This window comes from Micromonospora sp. NPDC050397 (genome assembly GCF_044901685.1).
GTDB lineage: Bacteria > Actinomycetota > Actinomycetes > Mycobacteriales > Micromonosporaceae > Micromonospora_G.
On sequence record NZ_JBJDPS010000012.1, the window covers coordinates 43,009 to 59,580 of the forward strand.

The 16,572-nt window shown below is 69.2% G+C and carries 14 protein-coding genes; 7 read left to right on the top strand and 7 right to left on the bottom strand.

Annotated features, from left to right (window positions below; translation table 11 throughout):
* Positions 1-216 precede the first annotated feature (216 nt).
* The 4 genes from ACI2K4_RS28385 (at position 217) to ACI2K4_RS28400 (ending at position 4,385) form a co-directional block, all read left to right on the top strand.
* Positions 217-966, top strand: coding sequence for a hypothetical protein (locus ACI2K4_RS28385; protein ID WP_404515747.1), 750 nt, complete (start codon positions 217-219; stop codon positions 964-966).
* A 13-nt stretch (positions 967-979) separates the two neighbouring features.
* Entirely contained in the window at positions 980-2,326 is a 1,347-nt protein-coding gene (locus ACI2K4_RS28390; protein ID WP_404515749.1) for a 7-cyano-7-deazaguanine synthase, read from the top strand.
* A 212-nt stretch (positions 2,327-2,538) separates the two neighbouring features.
* A complete protein-coding gene (locus ACI2K4_RS28395; protein WP_404515894.1) occupies positions 2,539-3,474 on the top strand; it encodes an aldo/keto reductase in 936 nt (311 codons plus the stop codon).
* A gap of 68 nt (positions 3,475-3,542) precedes the next feature.
* Positions 3,543-4,385, top strand: coding sequence for a helix-turn-helix transcriptional regulator (locus ACI2K4_RS28400; RefSeq protein ID WP_404515750.1), 843 nt, complete (start codon positions 3,543-3,545; stop codon positions 4,383-4,385).
* Positions 4,386-4,430: 45 nt separating this feature from the next.
* On the opposite strand, the gene ACI2K4_RS28405 is transcribed toward ACI2K4_RS28400, so the two are convergent.
* Together ACI2K4_RS28405 and ACI2K4_RS28410 are read right to left on the bottom strand one after the other, a co-directional pair.
* Positions 4,431-5,168: an isocitrate lyase/phosphoenolpyruvate mutase family protein gene (locus ACI2K4_RS28405; RefSeq protein ID WP_404515751.1), complete on the bottom strand. Its 738-nt coding sequence runs from the start codon at positions 5,166-5,168 to the stop codon at positions 4,431-4,433.
* Positions 5,165-5,839 (bottom strand): hypothetical protein, encoded by a 675-nt coding sequence (locus ACI2K4_RS28410; protein ID WP_404515752.1) that lies wholly within the window; start codon positions 5,837-5,839, stop codon positions 5,165-5,167. Before ACI2K4_RS28410 ends, ACI2K4_RS28405 begins: the two co-directional genes overlap by 4 nt.
* A 64-nt stretch (positions 5,840-5,903) precedes the next feature.
* Here ACI2K4_RS28410 and ACI2K4_RS28415 point away from each other — a divergent pair, with 64 nt between their 5' ends.
* Entirely contained in the window at positions 5,904-6,602 is a 699-nt protein-coding gene (locus ACI2K4_RS28415) for an ArsR/SmtB family transcription factor (protein WP_404515753.1), read from the top strand.
* Positions 6,603-6,616: 14 nt separating this feature from the next.
* Here the strand turns inward: ACI2K4_RS28415 and ACI2K4_RS28420 are convergent, their stop codons facing one another.
* The 5 genes from ACI2K4_RS28420 to asnB all read right to left on the bottom strand — a co-directional run bounded on the left by ACI2K4_RS28420 (position 6,617) and on the right by asnB (position 13,017).
* Entirely contained in the window at positions 6,617-7,243 is a 627-nt protein-coding gene (locus ACI2K4_RS28420) for a vitamin K epoxide reductase family protein (RefSeq protein WP_404515895.1), read from the bottom strand.
* 20 nt (positions 7,244-7,263) lie between these two features.
* Entirely contained in the window at positions 7,264-7,929 is a 666-nt protein-coding gene (locus ACI2K4_RS28425) for a DsbA family protein (RefSeq protein ID WP_404515754.1), read from the bottom strand.
* Between the two features lie 278 nt (positions 7,930-8,207).
* Positions 8,208-8,675: a hypothetical protein gene (locus ACI2K4_RS28430; protein ID WP_404515756.1), complete on the bottom strand. Its 468-nt coding sequence runs from the start codon at positions 8,673-8,675 to the stop codon at positions 8,208-8,210.
* 166 nt (positions 8,676-8,841) lie between these two features.
* A complete protein-coding gene (locus tag ACI2K4_RS28435; RefSeq protein ID WP_404515757.1) occupies positions 8,842-10,794 on the bottom strand; it encodes a LamG-like jellyroll fold domain-containing protein in 1,953 nt (650 codons plus the stop codon).
* 336 nt (positions 10,795-11,130) lie between these two features.
* Entirely contained in the window at positions 11,131-13,017 is a 1,887-nt protein-coding gene (gene asnB / locus ACI2K4_RS28440; RefSeq protein ID WP_404515896.1) for an asparagine synthase (glutamine-hydrolyzing), read from the bottom strand.
* A 304-nt stretch (positions 13,018-13,321) separates the two neighbouring features.
* Between asnB and ACI2K4_RS28445 the strand changes: the two genes are divergently transcribed.
* Together ACI2K4_RS28445 and ACI2K4_RS28450 are read left to right on the top strand one after the other, a co-directional pair.
* Positions 13,322-14,611 carry a M20 family metallopeptidase gene (locus ACI2K4_RS28445; protein ID WP_404515758.1) on the top strand — a complete coding sequence of 430 codons (1,290 nt, stop codon included), beginning with the start codon at positions 13,322-13,324 and terminating at the stop codon, positions 14,609-14,611.
* Positions 14,612-15,236: 625 nt separating this feature from the next.
* Entirely contained in the window at positions 15,237-16,550 is a 1,314-nt protein-coding gene (locus ACI2K4_RS28450; protein ID WP_404515759.1) for a hypothetical protein, read from the top strand.
* Positions 16,551-16,572: the final 22 nt, after the last annotated feature.

The window sequence follows — 16,572 nt, forward strand, 5'->3', positions numbered from 1 at the left end:
GTCGGGTGCGTTCAGGAGGGGGCGGGTCAGGCATCGAGCTGACGCGGAGGTGCGTCAGGGGACGTGAGTCAACGGTGCGGGTTGGTTCACGAGGTGCCAGCGCGCGGGCCGCGGGATCCTTGCTGCCCCGACGGATGAGCTACAACGGGTGATGGATCGACTACTCATATTCATATACGCTTGCCGATGTCCTGCTTCCGCTGCCGGGGAGGGCCTGTGGGGACGTCGGCTGCACTGCCCGGCCCAAGCGGCGAGATCTGGACATCCGCGTGGCGCGCCGGACGGCGGTGGGCGCGGTCCCCCGAGAAGCCGGACGAGTTTGGCGAGGAGTGCCTGCGGTCGCTGCGGGCTGCGCTCAAGACGAACCCGGATGCCTTCGGGCTACTACGCGCGACAACCCACGGGGGGATCGAACTGGTCGACGCGCTGGACGGACTACGGCGCGCCGGGCTGGCCTCGCTTGTCGACCTGGAGACAGTCGAGGCCGAGCAGCGTCCGGCGCGCTTCGTCCAGGCGTTCACCGATCGCGTTGCCGGCGATGCGGCCAGGGTGGGGGAGTTCGCGGTCAGACGGAGCGTTGTCGACTGTGCCGAGGCGCTGTTGACGCAGCCGGATATCCGACGTCGTGTCCAGACGGCCGACAGCGGACCCGAGCCCCTGATCTCGGACGAGACCTTCTGCCGCATCTACACGCTTTTCTTTGGCCAGGTCGTGGCGGAGTTTCTCGGTTCGCTCCTCATGGCCAAGGTGGCGCTCGTGGCGTCGCTGCCGCTCGGACCGTTCGCCCTACTGGTGGGCTGGGTGGTCAGGCGCGTCACGGCCGGGATTTTGAGCCCGTGCGAGGTTCAGGGTGAATTTGGGCGCCAGGGAGAGTCGATCACCGAGGTCGCTCGCGAGCTGGTGACGCAGACGGCACGCGAGGCTTTTGGCCTCGGCGTGGAGGAGTCCGTGGCTGTTGCGACGTGAGAGGTGGCCGAAGGTGTACCGGTACGACTTCCGCGAACGCCCGGACAGGGCTGATCAGCCGCGTACCTGGCTGTCGCCGGGCTACATCAACGAGACCAGCCAGATGATCGAGCGGATTGCCGGTCTGCGACCCCATCCGCCCGCATGGGCCCACGATCTCATGCAGATCGCCCGAGCCGTCTACCTGACGGACAAGGTGTCGCTGCGAGCACCATCGGTCGACGGTTGGACGAGGGACATCGACCTGGCCGTGGAGTTGTACGACCCTGAACCCTGGCAACCGCTCACCTCGGCGATCGGCACCTTGCTCGGCGTTCTCACCTCGGACCGATGGCAGATCTCCGTGAAACGAGGCGGTCCCGGGTGGCAGGAGTCCTTTGACTCCTCGTCCTTCCGACCTGACGAGGTGGCACTCTTCTCCGGAGGGCTCGACTCGACCGCGTACCTCGCGGACGTAGCCCAGCGGTCGTCTGGCGGGCCGACGTTGCTGGCGGTCTCACACTGCCACAACCACGACAAGCATGCTCAGGACCGGGTGTGGCCGGCGATTGTGGCTCTGGCGTCGCCGGGAAGGCTCGATCGGGTCACCTTTCGGCAGCTCCCGCACGTGCCACCCGAGGTACGCCGGCAGCACCGCCTCGGATATGAGGGCACAACCCGGTCTCGTGGATTTCTTCTTGTCGCTGCGGCGGTCTACGCGGCTGCGGCCAATGGCGTGACGAAAGTCGCCATACCCGAGAACGGGCAACTTGCGGTGAATCCTCCTCTCTCACCAGACCGCGTTGGTGGCTGCTCGACGAGGACGGTCCATCCGCTGAGTCTGCGGATGATGAACGACATCATCCGCCGGGTAGGCGGCGACGTGGAGGTCTACAACCCGCTCTGGAGCTACACCAAGGTCGAGGTGTGCGAGATCGCGTTGCGGAGCGGACTCGGTGGGACTGATCTCGCCACGACCCTGAGTTGCAGCCGGGCATCGGCCTCACAACGTAGCCGAGGCAGGCACTGCGGATGTTGCTGGGCCTGCCTGGTCCGACGCGCCGCCCTGACCGCGGTCCTCGACGGGAACGACCCAACGACCTACCAGTCAGAGCCCTGGACGGATCAACGCGCCGAGCGCCAGGCGGAACTTCGAGCCTTGTTCTCCTGGCTGGAAACGCCCTTCACGTCGAGCGATCTGACCAAGGACCTGCGGCTACCGAGTGGGGCGCCGACACAGGCGTTGTTGGGGGTCATCAGCAGGGGGCGTACCGACCTGCTGCGAATGCTCGACTTGCTCATCCCGCCAGGAGCGACCCGCTACCGAGCCGCCGTAGAGCGCCTGGGTGACCAACTCGCGGCGGTGGGAGGCCCCGTCTGAGGTCCGGGGGAGTGCGGACCGCCAGCCGTATGGTGGCAGTGGCGGGGCTAGGTTGATCAGGGCGACGATAGTGCTCAATGCCCGCAGTAACTTGTATTCGTAGCCGGGCTCGTTACGGCGACGAACAACAGGAGCGGGAGACAGCAATGACTATGCCAATTCACTCGATCGGGCGTCAGGGTCTCACGGCGTCGATCGAGGGACTCGGTACCATGGGCATGACTGCCATGTACGGCACGCCCGACGACGCGGAATCCGTATCGACCGTGCATCGCGCCCTGGAATTAGGCGTGACGTTGTTCGACACCTCTGATTTCTACGGCCCCTTCACCGGGGAGGAACTACTCGGTCGCGCCCTGCGGGGCCGCCGCGACCAGGCGATCATCGCCACCAAATTCGGCGGCGGGACCCTCGACGACGCCGGAAACATCGTCGGCGGACCGAATGGGCGCCCCGACTACCTGCGCAAGAGCCTCGAAAGGTCGCTCACCCGATTCGGCACCGATCACATCGACCTGTACTACCAGCACCGGGTCGACCCGACCGTACCGGTGGCGGAGACGTTCGGTGCGCTCGGTGAGCTTGTCCGCGAGGGCAAGGTCCGCTACCTGGGCATCAGCGAGGCGTCGGCGGCGACGATCCGCGCCGCACACGCCGCCGCACCGCTGTCGGCGGTGCAGACGGAATACTCGCTCTTCACCCGCAACGTCGAGACCAACGGCGTGCTCGAAACGGTACGCGAGCTCGGCATCGGCTTCGTGGCCTACGCGCCACTGGGCCGGGGCTTTCTCACCGGCAACGTCCGCGTCCTCGATGGCTTGCCCGAGAGCGACTTTCGCCGCACCTGGCCGCGACTCGCCGGTGACAACCTGCGGCACAACCTGAACCTCGTCGACCGCCTGCGCGTCATCGCCGAACAGCAGGGTGTGACGCCCGGCCAGCTCGCCCTCGCCTGGGTCCTGCACCAGGGTGATCACGTCACGGCGCTCGCCGGCACCAAACGCCGGACGTACCTCGAGGAGAATGTCGCCGCCGCTAACATCAAACTCGACGCCGATGTGCTCGAGCGACTCAACCTGGCCATTCCGATCGGCGCCGCCGTCGGCGAACGATACGTTCCGTCGTCGATGGCCAGGATCGAGGAGTAGTCGCACCGTCGCCTGGTTGTCGTGGCGCCGTCCGCTCGGGCGGCGCCACGATGAACGAGAGGAAGTCCGTGTCATCCACCGAACTCGGCGATTTCCTGCGAACACGCCGGCAGGCGCTACGGCCGGCCGATGTCGGGCTCGCTCCGGGCACCCGTCGGCGGACCCCCGGACTACGCCGAGCGGAGATCGCGCTGCTGGCCGACATGTCGGTCGACTACTACTCGCGACTCGAACAGTCCCGGGAGACCAACCCCTCGGAATCGATTCTCGCCAGCCTCGCCCGCGCGCTGCGGCTCTCCATCGACGAGCGGGACTACGTCTACCGTCTCGCGGGATACCCCCCACCCGTGGTCAGCGGCGTCAGCGGTTACGTCGAGCCCTCGATGATGTATCTCCTCGACGCGCTGACCCACGTACCCGCGCACGTCATGGACGATCTCACCACCATCCTTGCCCAGAACGCGCTCAGCCGTGCCCTCGTCGGTCAGTGGGCCGATGCCGGTGGACGACGCGCGAACGTGACGTGGCGTTGGTTCACCGATCCCGGCTCCAGGGAACTCAACGTGCCCGAGGAGCACGAGTCCATCGGTCGGGGTTACGTCGCGGACCTGCGTGCCGCGGCGGTCCGGCGCGGCAGCGACCGGATCGCGGAGCAGTTGATCGCCGATCTCAGATCGGTGAGCGGCGAATTTGCCCGATTCTGGGACGACATGCAGGTCGCTCCCCTCCAAAGCACCCGCAAAATTCTCGAGCATTCGCAGGCCGGACGCCTGGACGTGCAGTGTGACTTTGTTCTGAGTAGTACGAGCGGTCAACGCCTGGTTATCTTCAGGCCACAACCCGGCTCCAACACCTCGGACAGCTTCGACTTCCTCCGGGTCCTCGGCCAGCAGTCTTTCGGAGCCCAATAAGAATATTCTGGGCCGAGGACGCAGAACGAATCCGCGCCAGCGGCGTCAACGTACCCGGGACTCGGGGTTGACCTCGCCGTACGAGGGAAGGTCCACCCGTACCGGGCCGCCGTCACGGACGGCTCTGGCCGTCTCCACCGACGCGGCCAGCGTGGCCCGGAAAAGCAGCGAGCCGGTGCTGATCCGCCGCACCCCGAGGCTCGCCAACGCCGTGGCCGTGTGGAGGCCGGGCAGGAACAGGATGTTGACCGGCACGTCGACCGCCGCCACGACGGCGGCGATGTCGGCCGGTTGGGCCAGCCCGGGAACGAACACCCCGTCGGCGCCGGCCTCGGCGTAGAGCCGTACCCGACGCAGGGTCTCCGGCAGGTCGCCGGGGCGCTGCCAGTAGGTGTCGGTCCGGGCGTTGACGAACAGTCGCGGTACCCGCCGCTTCACCGACCGGATCAGCGCCGCGTGGACCTCGGCCGGACGCATCGCGTCCTCCAGGTTGACCCCGGCGGCACCGCAGGCAGCCACGGCTGCGGCGTCGTCGACCGAACCGGTCTCCAGGTCCACGGTGAGGTGGACCGGGAGCGTCGCCAGGCTACGGGCGAGGCGCAGCGTGTCGGCGCCGGTGGCGCCGACACCGTCGGGCAGACCGTTGGCGGCCGCGACCCCGAGGCTCGTGGTGCCGAGCGCGGGGAAGCCGGCCTCGACCAGGCGGCGGGCGGAGGCGACGTCCCACACGTTCGGCAGGATGAGCGGGTCGCCGGCGCGGTGCAGAGCGGCGAAGCCCCTCACGCCGAGGTCCTTCCGGCCCGGGCTCCTTCGAGCAGGGCGAGGGCGTGGGCGCGACCGGGACAGCGGCGTGGACCGGCGCCGAACGCCAGGTCGCCGGCCAGTAGCACCTGCACCACCTCGCCGGCTTCGATCACGAGATCACCGACGGTGGTGGTCACGGACGCGCACCGCCTGGTCGCCGGCACCGGCGGATCGTCCCGCAGCACGTCCTCGACGGGGCGTTCCCGGGCCCGCTCGATCAGCGCGGCCGTGGCCGTACACGCCTGCACGAGCACCCCGATCCGGGCCGCGGTCGGCTCGTCGTGGCCGCCGAAGACCGCGACCAGACGGGCGACCGCCGCGTCGGCGCGGGCTTCGTCACCCGTACCCGGTTGGTACGCCTGCGCGACCTCCCGCACCAGGTCGACGACTGCCACGTCGGTGCCCATCGCACGGGCGAGGACCGCCACCGGGGGTTCTGCGGCACCCGCCCGCAGAGAATCGACCGGGATCGCGTCCAGGATCGCGACCGACAGTGCGCGACGGCGCTCGTGGGCCTCGCCATTGCTGAACCGGCCGACCGTGGCGCGCAGCCAGGCGACGCCGACCCGCGCGGGTGGCACCGGCGGCACCACGAAGCCACGGTCGCCCAGTACGGCGAGAGCGGCATCACGGCCGCTGATCTGCTGCATGCGGCCAACGCTATGGCCGCGATCGTTCGGCACCGGCCGAAACGACCGGACCGATAATGGGGCGATGACCTCGGCCTCGGACCTGGCCTCGCTCGCGGCGCTCCTGGCCGACGAGACACGGGCGGCCATCTGCCTCGCGCTGCTCGACGGCCGCGCATGGAGCGCGGGGGAGCTCGCAGCCCATGCGGGGGTCGCGCCCTCCACCGCGACCGAGCACCTCCACCGCCTCATCGGCGGCGGCCTCCTCGTCGAGCGGCGTCAGGGTCGTCACCGATACGTGCAGCTTGCCGGCCCCTCGGTCGCGCACCTGATCGAAGACCTGTCGGCCCGGACCGAACCCCGACCGAGCCCGGCGCGCGGGCTGCGAGCGGTGACCGCCAACGCCGCCCTGCGACGCGGCCGGACCTGCTACGACCACCTCGCCGGACGGCTCGGCGTCGCCGTGACCGATGCGATGACCCGGGCGGAGCTGCTGGACCAGACCAACGGTTTTGCTCTCACGAAGGCCGGTTTGGCCTGGCTGACCGACACCCTCGGGGTGAGTCCGGAGGAACTACGGCCCGGCAAACGACCCCTCGCACGGGGATGCCTCGACTGGACCGAGCGGCGCCAGCACCTCGCCGGCCTGGCCGGGGCGAAGCTCTGCGAGACCTTTCTCGGCAACGGTTGGGTCGCCCGGATCGGAGCCGGCAGGGCGGTACGGCTCACCTCGAACGGCAAGGCAGCCCTCCGGCAACTCCTGGACCTGCCCGAAGACGAGTGAGTCGCGGTCGCCGGTCAGAGCAGGCTGCTCCAGTAGTCCCAGAACCGGTGCGCGACGGCGAGCACGACGAGGGTGAGCCAGACGGTCGGCACGACGGAGTGGTAACGGGCGAGCGCGTGGCCGATCCGCCGCCAACCGGGAGCCCTCGACAGCATGCCGCCACAGAGGTTGTGCACCGTGACGTACCAGAAGATCGGTATGGTCACGGCCCAGACAATCATGCAGTACGGGCAGAGCGCGTTGATTCGGTAGAGGCTCTGGAAGATCAACCAGTGGATCAGGATGAGCCCGAGCGCGGCGCCGGTCTGGAGGCCGAGCCAGAACCAGCGCGGCAGGACCGCGCGGGCGAGCACCGCCACGCCGATCGTCGTGACGACGGCGAAGCCGGCCACGCCGAGCAGCGGATTTGGCAGACCGAGTGCTTCGGCCTGCCAACTGTTCATCACCGACCCGCAGGACATGATCGGGTTGATGCTGCAGGTCGGGACGTAGCCCGGCCGGGACAGCAGCCGGATCTTTTCGATGATGAGGATGGCGGAGGAGGCCAGCCCGATCAGTCCGCCGAGGGTCAGGACCCAGGGCAGGATTCGGGACACTGAGGTCGGCCCGGTGGCGGGGCGCGGTTCGGCTGCCCGGACCACCGTCGTACGTCTGCTGGTGTTCAACGCGCCAGCTCCCGGTCCAGCAGGGCGCTGAAGGTGGTGTAGTCGGGCAGGCCGTTGACGGGGCTCCCGTTGACGAAGAAGGTCGGGGTGCCTCGGACACCAAGGGTGGTTCCGTCGCGCTGGTCCGCGCGGACGCGCTCGGCCACGGCCGGGTCGTGCAGGTCCCGCGCGTACCGGTCGAGGTCCAAGCCCAGCTCCCGCGCGTAGCCCACGAAGGTGTCGGTCTGGGGCTTGTTGTCCTGATGACCCCACTGGGTCTGTCGCTGGAACATGACCCGGTACATGGCCTCGAACCTGCCCTGCCGGGCCGCGGCCTCGACGGCACGGGCGGCGAGTACGGCATTGGGGTGGCTCGCGATGGGGAAGTAGCGGACCACGAACGTGATCCGGTCGGCGTACGTCTCGCGGATCTTCTCGACCGTCGGGTAGGTCGCCCCGCACGCCTCACACTCGAAATCCAGGAACTCGACGACCGTGACCTTGCCGTCGGCCGCGGTGGACAGGCGGTGGCTGTCCGGTCGGACCAGAACGGCGTTGGCCGTGCCGGTGGCCTGGGGAGTCGGCCCTCCCCGGGGTGCCGGTCCGTCGACGAGTGCGGCCGTCACGATCACGGCCGCGACGACGGCCACGATGGCCAGGGAGGTCTTCAGGTTGCGGGTCATGTTCTGTCGATCCGATCTACGTCTGAGCTGACGTCTCGTTCGCCAAAGTCCTGCTTCGGCGTTGGTGAAAGACACGGTCTTGCCGGCAACGGGGGCCGGGACTAGCCCGAGGAGCGCCGTCGCGCCACCGGTACGACCGGATGGCACACCCGGGCCTACCGCGACATGGCGGCGTCACGCTGATGCGGATGCCACTTGGTGGGTCGTCAGACCCGGTCGGGCGCGACCATCCGGCACGGCACCGGCGGTGGGATGCGGACCAGCCCGTCGGCTGGGACCTATGTGCGAGACACGCAGAGGCAGGCAAGGTGCGGTCGAAGCGACCGCTGTGCGGCTGTGGCGGCAGCTCGACCGGCCGTCAGCACGCCTTCCCGCCAGCCGAGGACGGGACGCGACAGGAGAACGGCAGCCGCTGCCGCCAGCAACGCCAGACACAGGCTGGCCGATCCGGCCGTGGAATGCCGATCGTGGTGGCCGGCGTGCAATGCCACGTCGGTCAGCGCGAGCATCTCGACCGCCGGCCGGACGGACATCGAAGGATCCGCCGCCGCCACCATCGTGGTGGCGTTCTGCTCAGAAGCGCATGCGTGGGATTGGGCGAATCCGGCGGGTGCGAGCGCGGCGGTGACGGCCCCGCTGGTGCACTCCGTACCGTGTAGCAGCGCCACCGCAGCAAGGGCGACGACCGCGACCAGCCGCTGCATCCACACCACTGCCGTGGTGGGGCGCGGGTTTCTGCCGGTCATGCCGGACAGGCTACGACACCACCCGGACGGCGGAGCACCGGGAGCGGTTGTGCGGGCAGACAAGCCGTCGCCGTTTGCCGTCCGAGCCTTACCTGGGTGAACTTGAGAAAGGGTCCCGCCTCCACGGGTGCGACCGACGTGGAGACGGGATCCCTAGATGAAAGTCTTACTTGGCGGTCAGGAAGTCCTTGAAGTCCAGGGCCCGGTTCACGATGCGGATGTCGCCGACGTTGCCGTGGAAGACGACGTCGACCTTACCGGCGTTCTCGTGGGCACCGAGCAACCACTCGAGCCCCAGCGAGGTGACGCCGATCGACTCCCGGGACGGGTTGTCCGCCACCGGGGAGCTGTCGACGTACAGCTTGCTCAGCCGGCCGTCGTTCACCACCGCGATGTGCCACCACCGCAGCTCGACGAGGCCGTGGCTCCAGTTGGTCGTGGGGTAGGTGGTGTTCAGCGGGTAGTGGTTCCACTGCACCTCACGGCCGTTGTTCGTGATGTTGAGCTGGGCCAGCGGCTCGTTCGGGTTGGTGTTCCTGCCCTGCTTGCCGGCGTCCTTGGCCGAGCCCCGGCGGCTGAGGATCGACGCGTTGCCGTTGTTGCCGGAGTTCCAGTCGAGCGGCATCATCACGAACGCTTCGATGGTGTACCCGCTGTTGAACGTCTCGGTGTTCAGCGGAGCGTTCGGCCCGGTGGTCAGGTACGCGCCGTGCACCGGGTTACGGCCGCCGGCGAACTTGAGGCTGGCGTGGCCGGGCTGGTCGGGGTGATGGTCGGCGGACCAGGTGAGCGCGTCGGCGGCGGCGCCGGGCAGGGTGACCAGGGTGAGATCATTGCCCTTGCCGGACAGGTCCCGGACGGTCTGCGCCGAGGTGACCGGCGTGCCGTCCGCGCCACCGCCGTCGAAGCGCCAGTACGCCAGCGTGCCCTTCACCAGCACCTTGCTGGCCGGTCGGGCCGGTCGGACCGGCAGCGGGATGAAGCTGGCGAACCGTTCGGCGAAGTTGATCGGCACCGAGAAGTTGTCGACCGGGCCGGTGATCCGGGAGTGCTCCTGGGCGAGCTGACTGCGCGCTGCCGGGTCCTGAGCCAGGATCCACGGGTTCTTGGTCTCCACGTCGATGGTGTTGCGGGCCAGGTCGAAGTGGTAGAGCCGCAGCATCGCGCCGCCGCCCATGAACCGGTTCTGGTAGTTCGTGATGTGCATGTGCACGTCGTTGCCGTGCTCGTTCTTCCTCGTCATGCGCCCGTTGGGCCAGAAGTGGCCGTTGAGGGTGAGGAAGATCTGGTCGTTGTCCTTGATCAGCTTGTCCCAGAGCTTCTGACCGTACGAGGTCAGCACGGCGTTGTTCTCCGGGTCGCCCGACTCGTACGGGAACACGGTGTCGCCGTACGTCGGGGTGACGAGCTCGTGGGTGGTGACGATGACCGGCATCTTCGGGTGGGCCTTGATCATGTCGTTGGCCCAGGCGAGGCCGGCGTCCGTGGTCCGCCAGTCGAGCGCCAGGAGCAGCCAGGAGCGGCCCGCCGCCTGGAAGATGTGCGCGGTGTTGTAGCCGGACGGGTCGGACGCGGCGAACGTCTTGGCGCCCTTGAACCGCTTCGGGCCCAGGGTCTGCAGGTAGACCGAGTCGCCACGGCTGTCGTCGCCGGTCACGTCGTGGTTGCCGGCCAGCACGCTGTACGCGACATCGTGGTTGTCCAGCACCTTGAACGCCTTGCCGACCGCCTTGAACGAGGTCGAGTCACCGTCCTGGGTGATGTCGCCGAGCCCGGCGAGGAACACGATGTTGTCGCCGTCGGCGTCGCCGCTGTTGTTGATGACGTAGCGGAACGACTCTTCCAGCGGCTCGGTGTTGATGCTGTCCTGGCTACCCCAGGCGAGATACTGCGTGTCGGGCATGACGGCCAGGGTGAACTGGAGGGACGTCGGGTTCGGCGTCCAGGTGCCGGTCTTGCCTGCCTTGTTGGGCTCCGCGGCGAACGCCGGCATCGCGCCAGCCGTGCTCAGCGCGGCGGCGCCGGCCCCGGCCAGCGCCGCGTTGCGTAGAAAACCGCGCCGGTTCTGCCCGGTCGAGGGCTGCGACGTAGAGTTGTTGTCATCCTCATGAATGGACATGCGTGTTCCTTTGCGCGTCGATCAGATGAGCGAGTCAGACGCTACGGCGAAGCCGACCGATCTGGGCGTACAGGGCATTGCGCAAAATGATCAACTGATCGACGGGTGCCCCAACGAAGCATCGATTCCTTCCGCGATCGAACATCCACATGAGCAAGGGGTGAGCTACAGACGTCCGTGCGGGCGTCGGCCGATCGTGCGTTCGGCGTCAGCCGGTCGTGCGTTCTCCTGAATCGCTGCCGCCGCACCGTTGGCGACTACGAACGGCTACCCGAGCACCAGCGCCCAAACGCGGTAGGGGCCCCCGAGGGAGCCCCTACCGCGTGCGTGAGAGTCCTACTCCCGGTCGAGCACCAGCCGGACCGGGAAGCGGCGCATCCACTCGTCGAGGCTCAGCACCAGCTCGACACCACGGCGGGCGGTCGTGGCGAACGGGCTGTACTCGTACGGCACCTGGGTCAGCATGGTCAGCGATCCGGCGTTCAGCAGCGGCACCAGCGGCGACGACGTGTCGGCGAGCACCTCGCTGAGCCGCTCGCGCAGCATCGGGTCGTACGCCGGGTCCTGGATGCTCGGGTACGCGCTCTTGCGCCGTTCGAGGATCGACTGCGGCAGCAGGTCGGCCACCGCCGCGCGCAGCAGGCTCTTCTCCACCCCGCCAGCCGCCTTCATCGCCCACGGCACGTTGTAGACGTACTGGACCAGACGGTGGTCGGCGAACGGCACCCGCACCTCGAGCCCGGTGGCCATGCTGGTGCGGTCCTTACGGTCGAGCAGCACCGGCAGGAACCGGGTGAGGTTCAGGTAGGAGATCTCGCGCATCCGGCGTTCGGTCGCATCGGCGTCGTCCAGGTGCTTCACCTCGGCCAGCGCGTCGCGGTAGGCGGCGTTGCGGTACTCCGTGAGACCCAGCGTGGCGGTCAGGTCGGCGTTCCACAGGCTCATCGAGTTGTTGTCCTCGGACGACTGCGGGCCGAGGGCCGCCATCCACGGGAACGTGTCGGCGTTGATCAGGTCGGGCTCGTGGAACCAGCGGTAACCGCCGAACACCTCGTCGGCCGCCTCACCGGAGAGCGCCACCGTGACGTGGTCCCGGATGCCCCGGAACAGCAGGTGCAGCGAGACGTTCATGTCGCCGATCGGCGACGGCATCTCGGTGGCGAGCAGCGTACCCGTGCGGTTGAGCCGGTCCAGCGCGTCGGCGGCGGCCAACTGGACGGTCTCGTGCGTGGTGCCGGCGTGCTCGACCATCGCGGCGATGTAGGGCGCGTCGTGGGTCGAGCGCAGGTCGTCGGGGCGGAAGTTCTCGGCCTGCCCGGTGAAGTCCACGGAGAAGGAACGGATCGGCTCGCCGGCGGCCCGCTGCGCGAGGGCGGTCAGCGCCGAGGAGTCCAGGCCGCCGGAGAGCAGCACACCCAGCGGTACGTCGGCCACGAGCTGGTCGGTGACGATCCGGTCGAGCAGCTCCCGTACGTGCGCGACGGTGGCGTCCAGGTCGTCGGTGTGCGCCTCGGTGGTGACCGTCCAGTACCGGCGGCGGTGCAGGCCGTCCCGGTCGACCCGGACGATCTCGCCCGGCAGCACCTGGTGGACGTCGCGGTAGACGCTGTGGCCCGGGGTGGCGGCGAAGGAGAGCAGCTCACGCAGGCCACCGAGGGTGATCTCGGCGGTCACGCCCGGGTGGGCCAGCAGGCCCTTGAGCTCGGAGGCGAACAGTACGCCGTCGGAGGTGGGCTTGTAGAACAACGGCTTGATGCCCATCCGGTCGCGGACCAGCAGTAGCTGCCGCCGCCGCGCGTCCCACAGGCCGAAGGCGAACATGCCCTCGATGCGGTCGACGAAGTCCTCACCCCACTCGAGGTAGGCGTGCAGCAGCACCTCGGTGTCGCCGGTCGTACGGAACTTGTGCCCCGACGCCTGCAACTCGTCCCGCAGCCGGGCGAAGTTGTAGATCTCGCCGCTGAACGTGACCGCCGCGACGACCTCGCCATCGTGCTCGGCGGTCATCGGCTGGACGCTGTGTTCCGGGTCGACCACGGCGAGACGACGGTGCCCGAGGCCGCAGTGCGGATCGAGCCAGACCCCCTCGTCGTCCGGTCCGCGCAGGGACACCGCCGCGGCCATGGCGAGCACGGCTGCCCGCTCGCGGCGGAGGTCTCGTGTGAAATCAACCCATCCGACAATGCCGCACATGCCAAGCCCTCTTCTTCGGCGGTGTTTCATGGTCACGGATCACCGGCCAGAGTAGGTTCCCCGGACGGACCCTGAACCCCACAACAACCCCTACCCGGATACCCTCCGCGACTGCGTCCAGCGGCACCTGGACGTCGCTTGGAGCAGTCGGGGCCACGAGCACCCGGCGGATCGACAGGGTCGGATCGTGGCCGGTCCCGGTAGGGGTGACCCACGATCAAGGCCGGTCCCGGTAGGGGTGACCCCACGATCAAGACGGGGGCCAACGTCAGTGTGTTCCACGGGCGAGCACGACAAGCTCAGTGCAGTTGTCGCACTCTTGTCGGAGGATTCCATGTCGAGTTCAACAGGTCGCAACGTCAGTCGACGCGCTGTGCTTCGTGGCGCGGCCGTGGGGGTGGTGGGAGCCGGGCTGGTATCGGCCGGGACGGCGTACGCCACCAGCGGCTCAGCGGCCGGGCCGGTCGGCGGGCACGCGATCGACGCGTACGCCTCCGAACTGGACCGGGACCTGATCGAGTTGCGCCGCGACCTCCACCGGCACCCGGAGAGCCCGGGCCAGGAGCGGCGGACCGCCGAGGTGGTGGCCCAGCGACTGCGCGCCGCCGGCCTCGACGTCACCACGGGCGTCGGGGGCCACGGGGTCGTCGGGGTGCTCACCGCCGCTCGGCACGGTCGAACGGTCGGCTACCGGGCGGACATGGACGCGGTGCCCCCGGGAGATCAGGTCGGGGGCGGCACGCAAGCGTCCCACCTGTGTGGGCACGACGTGCACACGACCGTGGGGGTGGGTGTCGCGGAGGTGCTCGCACGCCTGCGCGACCGGCTCGCCGGCACCGTCGTGTTCGTCTTCCAACCCGCCGAGGAGACGCTCGCCGGTGCCGCCGCGATGCTCGACGACGGCGTGTTCGCCCGCGTCCGCCCGGCGGAGATCCACGCCCTGCACTGCGGTCCTTTCCCGGTTGGCCAGTTTGTTGTCACGCCCGGGTTCGGACTCCCCGGCCAGGACCGAGGCGTCATCACGCTCACCGGAGGCGACGCGACCGCCCGGGCGCGCTGGCTCGCTGACAAGATCGGCGCGCTGAGCACCGTCTCCCGCCCCGCCACCGCCGCCGACCTCGAACAGCTCGTGGCCGACGTCCAGACCCCGGACGGACCATTGGCCGAGTTCGTCTTCATGCAGGCACAGGTCGCCGAGGCCGCAGGCCGAGCCGAGGTACGGGCGACCTACCGTTGCTGGCCCGAGCGGCGGTACGTCGCCATCCGGGAAACCATCCGCCGACTCGCCAGCTCCGCTGGCGCGGCATCGGTGACCTTCCCGAACGACCCGTTCCCCGCGATGGTCTGTCCCGAACGGGAGGGCCGGGCCATGCAGCGGTACCTGAACCACGCGGTCGGCCGCGACCGGGTACGGGAACTCCACGCCACGATCCCGTTCAGTGGTGAGGATTTCGCGCTCTTCCTCGACCGACTTCCCGGCACGTACACCTTCCTCGGGGTGCGTACGCCCGGCGCCGCTATCGAGACCAGTTACCCGCATTTTGCCGCCTTCGACCCGGACGAGCGGGCCATCGGCCACGGCGTCCGCGCGATGGCGGGTTGGCTCGCCCAACGCACCCGCTGACCGGCGAACCGCAGCGATTGTCCAGCCGCGACACCGAGGCGGCGTACGGCGACCGAACCTGTCGTTCTCAGTCGGCGGCGGCAGCGCGCCGGTCATGGCGGTCCTCGAACAGGTGCAGGAACCGCGCCGGGTCGACGTCCGGGATTGCCGCGCCTGGTCGAACGAGGCGCGCCGATCTCGGACCCGGCGCCGGCCGCCGACCTGCTCTCGTTCCTGATCTCGCCTGAGGGCTACGAGCAGCTCGTGCTGCGCCGGCTGGTCGCACGATGCCTACGCGAGCTGGCTCGACCAGGCGATCGCCGCGTTGCGCTGACCGCCCACGGCTGTCGGAAGTCGCGGTTCTCCCAGCGGCGCCGGTCCAGGTGGTCCTTGACCAGGGCGGTGTAGTCGCCGGCGCACCCACTTGCGTGAAGCGTCTCCGTCCGGGTCGAACGTCTCCTCCCACCGTGTCGTAGGGGCGTGATGAATGCGGCGGTGCTCGCGATCGGTAACGGCGCCAGGCTGCTCGTCTCGGCTGTCCCGGCCACCGAACCCGTGCCGCCCAGCCGTCCAACTGCGACGTACGCGGCTGCCCGTGCTGGCACGGGGCAGCGCCGACGTGAGATCTTGATTACAGTGTGTGCCCATGTGTGACACCCGTCTCCTGTTCCACCGTGTCGGAGCCGCGATGCTGCTCCTCGCCGGACTGGTCGCCGGACCTGCGGGCGCCGCCTCGGCGGCCCCTGGCTCCGCGCCCGGCGTACCGGCGGACTCCACGCCGGTCGAGGCGCCTGCGGCCGAGTCCACCAGCAGCGCCACAGCGGGCACCGCACCCCCGGCTGAAACGACCGCCAACGCGCCCGCCGTGGCGAGCAGCTCCGCCGACCTGTCGCTCAGCGTTCGCGGCACCAGCATCATCGGCACCGTGGACCAGAAGGTCGCCACCCTGAAAGTCACCAACCACGGCCCGGCTGCCGCCACCGACATCCGGCTGCGGCTGGTCGGCTGGGTCGACGGCGAGTCCACCGACGGGGGCGACATCACCTGGTGCGAGCGGCCCGAGCCGCCGGCCCCGCCCGGTCACCGTCTGGTGGCCGTCGGCTCGGAGTGCGACCTGCCGGACCTGCCGCCGGGCCGGTCACTCAACCTAGACATGGAGTACGACATCTTCGGCGGAGGCGTGATCGGCACGTTCGGCGAGTTCACCACGTCCGTGGCGCACGCGGAGACTGATCCGGTCCCGGCCAACAACAGCGTACTCAGTCAACTGATCGGCATCAGTGAGGTCGTCGGGGTGGACGTGTACGCGTTCGCCTGGGACGTACCGGCCAACGCCTCCGGCCAGGTCGGCGCGATCGTGCCGGGGGAGCGGGGGGACCTGCGGTTCGAGATTGGCAACCAGGGCCGGACGGTGATCCGCGAGATCGAGCTGACGGTCCGGCTGCCCGAGCACGTCAGCTTCGAGGGCGACCTGTCCGGGTGCGAGTACGACGCCGGCCGCCGCGAGGCCACCTGTGTCTACCGTGGCCTGTCGCTCATCCCGGCGCAGGACGACACCGACCCGAACGACGAAGAGTATTCCGGCCTGCGGTTCCAGGTCCCGGTACGGGTGGCGGAGTCCGCGCCCGCCCCGGCGTACCTGACCGACGGGCAGGTGGAGGTGCGGTCACTGGCCGACGAGCCGACCGCCCGGAGCGCCTCCACCGAGCTGCCTCCACAGGTGAGCCTCGTGCGGGCCGATCCGGAGGCTGCGCCGGACCGGGATCCGAGCGACAACACCGACACGTTCACCGTGTTCACCGCCGTGGAGTCCGGTGGCGCCGGCGGTGGCCTGCCGGTAGCCGGCGCACCGGCCGCGCGGATGGCCGCCATCGGCGCCGGAGTGGTGCTACTCGGCGCCATCCTGCTGCTCACTTTCCGCCGCCGCCGCTCGTCGGCGACCCTGCCCGACGAGGGCTGATCCGGCATCGGCCCGCCGCCGC